The organism is Endozoicomonas sp., from assembly GCF_051008435.1.
Classification (GTDB): Bacteria; Pseudomonadota; Gammaproteobacteria; order Pseudomonadales; family Endozoicomonadaceae; genus Endozoicomonas_A.
This window is the reverse complement of record NZ_JBPCXO010000233.1, coordinates 1-10,885: the sequence shown is the minus strand read 5'-3', so window position 1 is coordinate 10,885 and position 10,885 is coordinate 1. Positions and strand designations below refer to the sequence as shown.

The window sequence follows — 10,885 nt, the reverse complement described above, 5'->3', positions numbered from 1 at the left end:
GCCAGCCTGCTGCTGTGATGTTGATTGTACCTCGCTAGGCTTGGCACAAGAGTCACAGTAGTAGACTGGTTCCGCAGTCCACAAGAATCTTCCTTCGTCAAACGCTAAAAACTGCAGAATCGAGTTTAAGGCTTGATCAACCCGCTTTTTAAACCGATTGAAATCGCAGAACTCTTCTTCGCCGATTATCGACATCAGTTTGCTGGCCGCTTCTACCAACTTAAGGCAGTTTAACCAAGGGGCAGAACTCAGCAGCCTTTTTCGGCTTTTGGCGTTAAGATTCAAGTCATTCTCTTCACACCAATCCAGAAGCCTCTTTTCATGCCTCTCCATAAAAGCAGGTTGATAAACCCTACTTCCCCATTAACTGTAAGCCCACTCCATGGGCTCTCGCAGTGATTTATCAAAACGCAGGGGCTCAATACGTTCAGTGGAGAACTGTGCTTTACGGCGGTCAGGGCGTTCGATGTTGACTTTGTAGTAACCAAAATCAGTGTTATCGAAGACCTGGGAAGCTATTTTCTTAGATGAACCTTCTTTTTCATCCCGACTCACTTCAGCCAGTTCAAGATAGTTCGCTATGATCTGCGTCACATGCTCTGGTGAAAATTCGCAGTTTTTGTCGCCCAGATTTTTACGCAACTTTCTAAATAGCTGGCTGGCATCAATCAACTGCACTTTGCCCTTACGTTTCTCTGTCTTGTTATTAGACAATAGCCAGATGTAAGTGGTGATGCCGGTGTTATAGAACAGGTTGTTGGGCAGCTGAATAATGGCTTCCAGTAGATCGTTCTCGATAATATGACGGCGGATATTGCTTTCACCGCTGCCCGCATCTCCGGTAAACAGGCTGGAACCATTATGAACTGATGCGATACGAGAGCCCCCGCTTTTGTGATCAGTAGCGCCTGCCAGCGGTTTCATTTTGCTGACCATTTCCATCAGAAACAGTAACTGACCGTCACTGGATCTTGGTGCCGCATCGTAAGACTCACTGCTTCCCCAATAATCTTTCAGGCTGACACGAAAACGTGGGTCAATTACTTCGGAGCCATCTTTGATGTACTTCTGATCACTGCTCCAGCTTTTCCCATAGGGAGGGTTGGACAGCATAAAGTCAAAGCGCTCTCCGGCAAATTCGTCGATAGAGAGCGTGGAGCCCACTTTGATATTCTCTGGATTGTTGCCCTTGATCATCATGTCGGACTTACAGATCGTATAAGTCTCGTCGTTGATCTCTTTACCAAACAGATGAATATCTCGAATGCCACCTTCAGCAGGGTATTTTTCTTCAATAAAATTCTGGGATTCAGTGAGCATCCCCCCCACTTCCGCAGGCAGGGTCGTAAACACTGAGCGTGAGTGGCAGGTTCTTCTTGACCGGATCAAACACCAGGTGCGTCATCAGCTCAATCACTTCACGGGGCGTAAAGTGCTCCCCCGCTTCTTCGTTGTTCTCTTCGTTGAACTTGCGAATCAGCTCCTCAAAAACATAACCCATACCCAGGTTACTCAGAGGTGGCAGTTTATTACCGTCCGGGTCTTCTGCGTCGTTTGGAGTCAGATTGATCAAGGGTGATGTGAATTTTTCCAGTACGTCCAGCAATACGTCTTTACGCGCCATATGTTCAATCTGAGACTCCAGATTAAAGCGACGGATAATTTCCTTCACATTGGCACTGAAACCCTGTAGGTAGTCTTCCATGTTAGCCAGCAGGATTTGCTGATTGTTGGTAGCCGTCTGACAAATTTGAGAGAGGGTCCACTTACTGGTGTTGTAGAAGACATATCCAGAAGCGTCTTTCAGTCCCGCGTCATCCAGCTCCGTCAGGCCAAGATCATTCTTTTGAAAAGTAACTTCTTCCAGTACCTGCTCTTTGGTCGACTCCAACAGGCTATCCAGACGACGCAGCACACCATGGGCAATATTACGTCCCGGTATTTGCCCCTGACATACACATCACGCAGACAGTCGTCAGCAATTGACCAGATAAAGGAAACAAGCTTGTTATGAGCACTCTGATCCATAGGGAAGCATTCTCGGAAGCAATCGAAACAGGTTGGCTGTCTTTACGAATAGAGCAATATGTTGAGGGTGGCTCTATCGGATAAACAAATAATGCAGGAAATATTAACATGAATCCCCGAGAGTCCCATTTCAGAAAATGGACTTTCGACGAAAATGGTTCCCCCCTATAGATTCCCTGTGCTGGCCGTAGCCCATGGTAAATTATAAAGGTCACCCGTATCGGGTTCCGTGCTGCCCAATCGCAGTAATTAACAATGCTTGCTACAAGACGCTCAGGAACACCCAATTCCCATAGCATTGATACTGCCCTTGAACTTCTTTTCTTTATTCGCAGGAATGACTATCTGCAACTTACCCAATCGCTGGCACCATTTGGACAATGCTTTGTCATTGACAACCAGATCGACTATTGCCTGACTTTTACAGGTCACTATCAAGTATTCTCCCTGAATTTTCACCCCGTCACGATGGGCTTCAGCCTGTTTTAACAGGCTCTCGCAATCTTCTGGTAGAAATGGCTGATCCTCTCTGTCCAGCAGAAATGTTTTTAGTTCATCAAGGCTTCCACCTACCTGTAAAGCTTCCATAATTTTTCTACGGGACAGTTTCCAGACATTTTGTTTATCTTGATCAGCATAAAGAGATAAAAAGCGAGATTCCCATGGTGTTGGGTTTTCATCAAATACAATTCGTCCTTGACGGTGGATAGTCAGCATTGTTTCAGTGGTATCCGTTTCTCCTGACCGGTAACTATCAGCCAGCCCTAACACATAAGCACCGAGAGAAGTGAGCCGGAAAAACTGCAGCCCGTCATAACGACTCAGGCATTCCATGTCACCGAAATCATCATAATATGTACCATCGATATCAGGTGGCACCATGACCACATCAATTAATCCAAGTGTGGCTGCATATTCTACTAAAAAACAGCGTAAGTAACGCCCTTCCATAATATCCCAGGGTGCACTGTAGAATTCCCCATAACCGGGGCTATGAATATAGAGATATTCTGGTTCTTTGGTTATTTCCAGCTCGGTGCCGGAGATAAACATTAATCTGGAAAAATCCTCAAAAGAAACCCAGGCATTGACCTCACACTCTTTCAAAGCGCTGATAACGACCTGCCTTCTTGCCACAACATCCGTAAAAAAGCGCTTACCTTTACCGGTTTGTCCTTTGATATTATCGATACGCCGGAACTCGTCATGGGTGCGATTTTTCACCCACTGATCCCAAATTTCTTTTATTGTATCCGCAGTACAGTCACCCGCTTTTTTGGCCGGAATCAGGGTTGTTTTTGAGTGTTTGCTGAGCTTGCTGTTACCGAGCAACCTGAGCCACCCATAAGATACAATGGACTCCATACCCGAGGCCTCTTTGCAAGAAGAGGTTTCATAGTATTCATGAGTATCTTTTGACACTTTCCTGAGGGTGGCAGAAGAGGCTACGCCTGTTTTTTCGCTGACCTTTATCTGTTTATCCTGAAGCAGTATCAGCAACGAGCGAAGCTCACTCAGTGTCAGACGTTCACGCTCATAAACTTTATGAGAATCCGGCAAAGGGTCTGGCAATACAGCGGTTTGGAGAACGTCAGGTTCAGGCTTATCTACTAACTGCTTTAAAGAAGACCTCAGTGCATCCGGAATTTTCAGTGCCCCGTACTTATCCTGAGGATAAAAAAAGGGTTCAACAGGTTCGGACAGCTCCGATCCATAATAGAAAAACCCGCTTCCTCTGGGCTTTTCTGGAAACTGCCCGTACTTAGCCTCAAACCGTGTTTTTTCAATCAGACCATTGTAGTTAAAAACGGCTTCCTGAACAAAAGCCAGTTCCAACTCTGAAAGCGTTTGCAAATAAGGTTTTAGCAAAGAGCGGTCAGACAACCCATTGGTCAATGCATCCGTTAACCAGGCTTTGCGGATCTGTTTGGGTTTGACCCCGCAAAAAGTGACATATCGTTTTTTCAGAGTATCAACTGTCTCTAATGATATCGCTTGATGCAAATCAGACATGGATATGAAGCCATATAGTGGATGTACCCCAACTGCACGACCCTGAAAGGATGGTGAATCGATGTACATCAAGCCAGTAGGTGGCGCTCTCGTAGGGAATCGAACCCCAATCTCAGCCTCCGGAGGGCCGCGTGTTATCCGTTACACCACGAGAGCATTCACTAACGTAGCTTCGACAGGGCTGGAACTATGAGTTAGACCTCCGATTAGACTTCGGAGGGCAGCGCTCTATCCAGCTGAGCTACGGGTGCTGGAAAGCCGTACTTATACACAGACTTTCAGCGGAGGCCAATATTACTGATCAGCCTCCTGCCTGTCTATGGCTTTTTGCCGCAAAAACGGTTTTAGCCACGGGTAGTCCCAGCTGAACAGCTTTCGTCCGGTCAGTCAACTGCCTATAAATCACCTTCCTTTGCGTAAAGACTCTGCAAGGAAAGCGCTGTTTTACCTCCCTCAATTGTTCTATAATCCGCGATGCTTAAGAACAATTCGGTTACAGGTGTCCTGAGCACACAGTTAATAAATCCATCGTAATGGTTTATTCAGGCCCACAAGATGTAACCATAAACAGAATAAGCGTTGAGGAGTCTGCCGTAGCCATCGTGCCAGGTGACTTGAATGATGTGCCACTGGCTGAACACATGGTGCAGCAGGCCTTTGTCGATATAGGGGATAAGTGAGTGTCTCGGGTAACTCAAATACGTACGTTAATTGCCTTGGTCGGGGGTCTGTTTTCCATCCTGGCGTTTGCCAAGCCTGTTGAGCTGGATGAAATTTCCCGTAAAGAAGTAGCCGAGCGAATCGCTCCCATTGGCTCTGTGTGTGAAGAAGGTGAAGAGTGTGCGGCTAATGTCGGCGCTACCGTAAGCACCACCAGCGGTCCTCGTTCCGGTGAACAGATCTTCAACCAGTTCTGTACTGCCTGCCATACTAGCGGCCTTCTTGGTGCTCCCAAGAAAGATGATAAGGCTGCCTGGGACACCAAACTGTCTGCAGCGGGAGACTTCAGCAAACTGCTGGGCAATGCCATCAACGGTATTGGCAGCATGCCTCCTAAAGGCACCTGCATGGACTGCTCTGACGAAGAGATCAGCACCGCTATCGAATTCATGAGTGGCCTTAAGCCCTGATACGTTTTATACGCTCAAGGCTGTTGAAGTCCACTGGTTCAAGCCAGTGGACTGACAAAACCATCAGGTTTTACAGCAAGAATTGAGCAATAGATATTGTTGAGAATGTTTTCTGCAGTATTCCCCATCAGCATCCCCTGAGCATGTCGGCTCAGAGTCCCCATCACGATCAGGTCCACATTAATCTCATTGGCAAGGTTCTGTATTTCCCTGGCGGCATTGCCCTTTAGCAGATGAACTTTTACCTTCTCTGATTCTGGATCAATCCCGGCACCTGCCAGCGCCTTACTCAACCTCTGCTGGTAACGTTGATGGGTACTTTCCTGCAGGTCATAGACTTCCTCATCGCCCAGCATCCGCAAAGCCGGCTTGTTCACCGGCAGATTCCAGACAGTCACCACATGCAGCTCTGCTGCTTCCTGACTGCTGAGATAATGGCCATGGAGCAACAGATTTCTGTTCAGGGCTAACGCATCACTGTCTGGATCACCTACATCGACCGCCACCAGAATTCTGCCAGTAAAATCAGGCAACTGATCCCGACAGGCCATCATCAGCACCGGCACCGGACACTTTCTGAGCAAAGCCAAATCATTACCAGTCAGTTGATTACGAGACAGAGCCCCACAGGGGTCCGCCAGCTTGACCACCAGATCCACACCAAATTCATCAATCAAGCCTGAAATGAGCTGCCGGGGTTTACCGGCAACAATATGCACCTGCGCATCAATTCCCTCTTCCCAGGCCAGATGCTTTACTTTTTCTGCATCAAGCTCCAGTTGTTTTCTCATCGCGGCTTCCAGCTTGCCTTCCAATGGAATGAACTGGAGCTTGCGCATCACTTCAAGACTTTGATCAAAGAAGGCAATGACCAGTCTGGCGTTATTATCAGCCACTAGCCTGAAAGCCTGTCTCAACTCGAGCTCACTGGTATGGCTCCTGGTGATGGTGATCATAACGGTTTTGAAAGCGTGCATACTCAACCCCCCTCATCGGATCAGTGTCTTGAGCAGAATCTGAAACTCAGTGAAAACAATAAATAGACTCAAAAAATGAACCCTGAATGCTTCAGCCTTACGATGTAACTGGTGGAAGTATTGCAGTCTCTGAGCTTTTTGCCTGAGGTTTTGAGCAAAATGGGGACAATGACAGGCAGCGGTATAGAACTTTTATCAGAGAAGCCCTCTCTCATCGGTCTACCCTTGTAATATACCCCTCATAAAATGGGCCTCAGGGACAGACTGGCGCACAGAAAAAGTCTCTCTTTAAAAGCGGATAACGGACTCCAGCATGAATGGAACATTCGGTGACCTCAGCATTCTGATTGTAGAAGACCATGACTTTCAAAGAATGGTCGCAGAGCAAACCGTCAGAGGACTGGGTGTCAGCCAATTAATGGTGGCTTCCGACGGCTACCAGGCGCTGGAGAAACTGGAAAAGAACTCTAACGCCGACATAGTGATCTGTGACCTCGATATGCCTGGTATGGATGGTATCCAGTTTCTTGGACACCTGGCCGACCGAAACCTCGCCAAAGCCATTATTCTTGCCAGTGCTCTGGAGCCCTCCATTATTCGTACCGTCGAGGATCTGGCGGTAGAACATGGCCTGAAAGTACTGGGAACACTCCCCAAGCCCATCTCGCTGGAACGCCTCAGAGAACTGATGGAGCTGTACTTTGGTGACGAGCCAGATGTTGCCCCCAGACAGGAAGTACAATCCCTCGACTTTAGCGAGGCCGAGCTGGAAGAGGCTATTGAGAACGATCAGTTCGAACTCTATCACCAACCCAAAGTTATGGTTCACAGTGGACGCCTGGTGGCCACTGAAGCCCTTTGCCGCTGGCACCATCCCAGTATCGGACTCATCAGTCCCGCTCATTTTATTCCCTTGATGGAAAGTACCGGCCTGATCACAAAACTCACTTATAAGCTGTTCGATCAAGCTATCGAGCAAATCAAATACTGGCAAAATGAGGGCAGGGCTATTTCCGTGGCCGTTAATCTTTCAGCCATTGTCCTTTCCGATACTTCATTACCCGATCAACTGTTTGAAAAGATCAGAGCTAATGGGCTGGCTCCCGAGCTGCTGATCCTTGAGATCACCGAAAGCAGCCTGATCCAAAATGCTGCCAAAGCCCTGGAGTCCCTGGCCAGACTCAAGATGAAAGGCTTCTCATTATCCATCGATGACTTCGGTACTGGCTATTCCAGTATGCAACAACTCAACCGCATTCCTTTTTCAGAGCTCAAGATTGATCGCTCATTTGTGAAGGGAGCTTGTAGCGATAAGACTCGAAAAGCCATCATTGAAGCCAATATTGGCTTGGCACACACATTGAAAATGAGCACGGTGGCAGAAGGGGTCGAAACCATCGGGGAGTGGCAGCTTCTGGACAATTTAAACTGCGATATGGCTCAAGGCTACTTTATTGCCAAACCTATGCCTGTGAGCGAATTGAAAGAGTGGGAAAGAAGCTGGGTGAGCCAATTACCCATCACGCCGCCAAAGTCTGCTCTTTAAGACTATCTGGCAGCCTTCTGTTGTCGCCAGACCGCAGGACTACTTCCAAACCACTTGCGAAATGCACGGTTGAAATTAGCCGGGTCAGAGTATCCCAGAGTAAACCCTGCATCCGCTACAGACAGTGATTTCTGAAGTAACAAAGACTCAGCATACTGCATACGTAGCTGCCCCAGTACTTTTTTGTAGGAACTTCCATCTCTGGCCAATCGTCGAATCAGGGTTCTTTCACTCAAACAGAGTTTCTTTGCCAGATACGATAAATCCGGAAGTACCTGACTGGAATCTGGGCATGACATTTCCTGATCAAAATATTGCATTAGAAGGCTTTCAATCTGCTGAAGAGTATTCTGGGAATGACTACTCAAAGCTGCTCGCTCAAGGCATTTGGACAAATTGCTTCGATAGCTCCCTTCATCATGGAGAGGTGAAGGCATTGCCCACCAGGAAGCTGGTAGTTCCATACCAGTGAAACCTGACTCAAAATAACAATCCGCACCAAAAATAGACTGTAGCTCCAGGAAGTAATCTGGCTTGGGGCCAGCAAAATGAAATGAAAGCTTATGGTTCTCTGAATGACCTGCAATGGTGAGAACCAGAGACTGGAGAATCTTCAGGACACTTTCTGAAATCCATTGTTGATAAAGACTATCACCTTCCAGCACTTTGATAGCGATATGGATTCGCCCACTTTTTATCGCCAATTCCGCAGTAAAAGAGGCCAATCTCGTACTATGGAAATCAGCCATGACGCTTAATGCTTCACCCAGAGTGGGAGCACTCAGGGCGGCAAACCCCAATGCACCATGACTGTTGATATTTAACTGAGAGCCCAGAAGGGCCGCCCAGGCCGGAGTGGAAGCATAACGAGATAGATTGTGCATAAGAACAACATGATCTCTGACTGCAATAGACTCCCGAACCTCAAGATCCTTTTCCTGAAGCTCTGTCCCTGCCAGCAATTCGTTCGCTCTGATCCCCGAAAGCTTCAGATACATTTTCACATAAGCTGTGGAGCAGGCTGTTGTTGTTTTCATAATCTGAATAGTAAGGAACTTGTCATTTAATGACCATCATTCTGTCACTCAATGAAATCTGACTTGATGCCTCACAGCGTTATTATTTCAGTCACTCACACAAATTAGAACAACAAGAGTGACGGCCTATGTCTGAACAATCCATTCCATATCATCAAAAAAAAGTGATCTTTCATGGTCTACTTGCCATTCTGATCGGCCTTCTTGCCGGTTTTGGCCTGATGTACAACATCCTTTCAGAAATCCCCTTGGGGCCTTTTGAAAACCTGCCTCTGAAAATTCCAGGAGATCCTTCCTTATGGAGAGGGGCACACACGGGGCCAATCTTGAATGGTCTGTTCGCCATTGCTCTGGCACTGTCACTTTCTTTGCTCAGCCCTGATCCAGTAACAGTCAGGAGAATCAGTAACGCCCTGATAATCACGGTATGGGGCAATATCATTTTTTATCTGGCCAGAATCCTGGGTACTAACCGTGGTCTTGCCTTTCACAGCGAACAGTTTGGGCAGGGAAATGTATTCGACATGATTGCCTTTTTAACGGCTGGGATCGCTATTTTCACAGGCATATACGCCTTGCTTCGTCTGCTGACACTGATAAAAAAATCCCCACAAAAATCTTCAGGAAGGCATCATGGATAAACTGACCATAAGACAGCCGGAGTTTACTTTCCCCAATGACCTTCCTCTGACTCCGGACGCTGGCGACAAACTCTACTCAGCCTTTCTTTGTACCGTTAGCATTATCGCTCCGCAAATAGAACGCTACCTGGTCAGAACTATGAGTCGTGCGAAACAGGAAATTAAAGATCCCAATGTATTGGATGATCTTTTAAAGTTTTCTCAACAGGAAGCCAACCATTTCCGAGCTCATGACGAACTGAATGAACTGTTGAGAACCAAGTTGAGTGAAGAAAACAGAAAGAAACTATTAAGTCAGGAGGCCAGGCTTGAGGAAGATTATCGCTACTTCAGCAACACCCGAAGCCTGAACTTTAATCTTTCCTATGCGGAAGGGTTTGAATCCGCTACCTGCGCCATATCGATCTGGGGTTTTAAAAACAACACCATGATAAATATCGATGACCGATGGAAAGGTATTATGGAATGGCATCTGACAGAAGAAATAGAACACCGAACTGTGGCCTACGATATTTACCATGCGTTCAAAGGACACTATCTGCATAGAATCTTTTTCAGCACCTACGCTCAAGCTCACTTGTTTAAATATCTGTTCAGGTTTGCACAATGCTTCTGGAACGAGCTTGAAACCCACGAGAAAAGGAAGAGTGTATTCAGGCAGTATTTCTGGCCGCTATTGGGACAATATATGAGCACCCTGCCGCCCTGGTATTCACCTCATAGACTGGTGATAGATGATCGAATACATACCATTCTGTCTAAATACTACCCAATAAAAAGCACTATAACTTCAACACAATAAACCACCTCCGGAACCCGCTCAGAAAAGCTGGCTCCGGGGTATTCACTTCAAATCAATTCATTAATGACCGGGATAATAGACGCCACCAATAAAAGAGCCATAGTGATATTAAACGCTCTTTGATAAGAAGGTTGCTGCAACACTTTTTTAAGACGCACACCAAAAAACAGCCAGGCGCCCACACAGGGAATAGATGCTACAAAAAATGCCAGCGCAATGACAAGAACCTGCTGGAACACAGCATCCGACACTGTCGTATAAGCAGCAATAGCTCCTGTTGCCATGATCCATGCTTTAGGGTTAACCCATTGAAAAAGGGCTGACTGCAAAAAAGTCAGAGGCTTGGTCTTAGCACCATTTAAATCAGCAGGTGCTGACTTTGCAATGATCCAGGAAAGATACAGAAGGTAAGCAACCCCCAACACTTTAATGATATCGTGAAGAGCTGGAAATAGATCAAACACGGTTCCCAGCCCCAGACCCACAAACAGTACCATCAAAGGAAAGCCCAGACAGATGCCTAAAAAATGAGGCAGGCTCTGCCGGGTACCATGATTCATACCCGATGTCATGATCATGACATTATTCCTTAAGTCCCGCTTAACTTTGAGGTAATGAGCGAGCAGGCTGTACTTTTGGTAAGAGAGTACAGTTTTCATACACTTTGCAGTCTAATCTACAGCATCAGCTTGTGTTCATAATTGTTCCGCT

At 46.8% G+C, this 10,885-nt stretch carries 11 protein-coding genes and 1 tRNA gene; 4 read left to right on the top strand and 8 right to left on the bottom strand.

The window, feature by feature from the left end:
* The 5 genes from ACR2PX_RS12055 to ACR2PX_RS12035 all read right to left on the bottom strand — a co-directional run.
* On the bottom strand, window positions 1-285 hold a 285-nt coding region (locus ACR2PX_RS12055), incomplete at its 3' end, for a hypothetical protein (protein ID WP_433999601.1).
* Window positions 286-363: 78 nt separating this feature from the next.
* Window positions 364-1,320, bottom strand: a complete 957-nt coding sequence (locus ACR2PX_RS12050; protein ID WP_433999600.1) for an HsdM family class I SAM-dependent methyltransferase — start codon at window positions 1,318-1,320, stop codon at window positions 364-366.
* Window positions 1,310-1,915: an N-6 DNA methylase gene (locus ACR2PX_RS12045; RefSeq protein ID WP_433999599.1), complete on the bottom strand. Its 606-nt coding sequence runs from the start codon at window positions 1,913-1,915 to the stop codon at window positions 1,310-1,312. The genes ACR2PX_RS12050 and ACR2PX_RS12045 overlap by 11 nt, the downstream gene beginning before the upstream one ends.
* A gap of 386 nt (window positions 1,916-2,301) precedes the next feature.
* Complete coding sequence (locus tag ACR2PX_RS12040) at window positions 2,302-4,041, bottom strand: hypothetical protein (protein ID WP_433999598.1); 1,740 nt, start codon at window positions 4,039-4,041, stop codon at window positions 2,302-2,304.
* Between the two features lie 81 nt (window positions 4,042-4,122).
* Window positions 4,123-4,197, bottom strand: a tRNA-Arg gene (locus ACR2PX_RS12035).
* 524 nt (window positions 4,198-4,721) lie between these two features.
* Between ACR2PX_RS12035 and ACR2PX_RS12030 the strand changes: the two genes are divergently transcribed.
* Window positions 4,722-5,171, top strand: a complete 450-nt coding sequence (locus tag ACR2PX_RS12030; RefSeq protein ID WP_433999597.1) for a c-type cytochrome — start codon at window positions 4,722-4,724, stop codon at window positions 5,169-5,171.
* 38 nt (window positions 5,172-5,209) lie between these two features.
* Here the strand turns inward: ACR2PX_RS12030 and ACR2PX_RS12025 are convergent, their stop codons facing one another.
* Window positions 5,210-6,148, bottom strand: a complete 939-nt coding sequence (locus tag ACR2PX_RS12025; RefSeq protein ID WP_433999596.1) for a universal stress protein — start codon at window positions 6,146-6,148, stop codon at window positions 5,210-5,212.
* Window positions 6,149-6,461: 313 nt separating this feature from the next.
* On the opposite strand from ACR2PX_RS12025, the gene ACR2PX_RS12020 reads away from it, so the two are divergent.
* The gene (locus ACR2PX_RS12020) at window positions 6,462-7,694 is read left to right on the top strand and encodes a GGDEF/EAL domain-containing response regulator (protein WP_433999595.1); all 1,233 of its coding nucleotides are present in this window, start codon (window positions 6,462-6,464) and stop codon (window positions 7,692-7,694) included.
* A 2-nt stretch (window positions 7,695-7,696) separates the two neighbouring features.
* Here the strand turns inward: ACR2PX_RS12020 and ACR2PX_RS12015 are convergent, their stop codons facing one another.
* A complete protein-coding gene (locus ACR2PX_RS12015; RefSeq protein WP_433999594.1) occupies window positions 7,697-8,692 on the bottom strand; it encodes an AraC family transcriptional regulator ligand-binding domain-containing protein in 996 nt (331 codons plus the stop codon).
* A 167-nt stretch (window positions 8,693-8,859) separates the two neighbouring features.
* On the opposite strand from ACR2PX_RS12015, the gene ACR2PX_RS12010 reads away from it, so the two are divergent.
* Complete coding sequence (locus tag ACR2PX_RS12010) at window positions 8,860-9,372, top strand: hypothetical protein (protein WP_433999593.1); 513 nt, start codon at window positions 8,860-8,862, stop codon at window positions 9,370-9,372.
* The gene (locus ACR2PX_RS12005) at window positions 9,365-10,174 is read left to right on the top strand and encodes a metal-dependent hydrolase (RefSeq protein ID WP_433999592.1); all 810 of its coding nucleotides are present in this window, start codon (window positions 9,365-9,367) and stop codon (window positions 10,172-10,174) included. Before ACR2PX_RS12010 ends, ACR2PX_RS12005 begins: the two co-directional genes overlap by 8 nt.
* 47 nt (window positions 10,175-10,221) lie before the next feature.
* Here the strand turns inward: ACR2PX_RS12005 and ACR2PX_RS12000 are convergent, their stop codons facing one another.
* Window positions 10,222-10,833 (bottom strand): LysE family translocator, encoded by a 612-nt coding sequence (locus ACR2PX_RS12000; RefSeq protein ID WP_433999591.1) that lies wholly within the window; start codon window positions 10,831-10,833, stop codon window positions 10,222-10,224.
* Window positions 10,834-10,885: the final 52 nt, after the last annotated feature.

Coding starts and splice junctions, on each gene's coding strand:
- ACR2PX_RS12050 (WP_433999600.1), bottom strand. CDS start 1,320: ATGCTCACTGAATCCCAGAATTTTATTGAAGAAAAATACCCTGCTGAA.
- ACR2PX_RS12040 (WP_433999598.1), bottom strand. CDS start 4,041: ATGTCTGATTTGCATCAAGCGATATCATTAGAGACAGTTGATACTCTG.
- ACR2PX_RS12025 (WP_433999596.1), bottom strand. CDS start 6,148: ATGCACGCTTTCAAAACCGTTATGATCACCATCACCAGGAGCCATACC.
- ACR2PX_RS12020 (WP_433999595.1), top strand. CDS start 6,462: ATGAATGGAACATTCGGTGACCTCAGCATTCTGATTGTAGAAGACCAT.
- ACR2PX_RS12015 (WP_433999594.1), bottom strand. CDS start 8,692: ATGTATCTGAAGCTTTCGGGGATCAGAGCGAACGAATTGCTGGCAGGG.
- ACR2PX_RS12010 (WP_433999593.1), top strand. CDS start 8,860: ATGTCTGAACAATCCATTCCATATCATCAAAAAAAAGTGATCTTTCAT.
- ACR2PX_RS12005 (WP_433999592.1), top strand. CDS start 9,365: ATGGATAAACTGACCATAAGACAGCCGGAGTTTACTTTCCCCAATGAC.
- ACR2PX_RS12000 (WP_433999591.1), bottom strand. CDS start 10,833: ATGAAAACTGTACTCTCTTACCAAAAGTACAGCCTGCTCGCTCATTAC.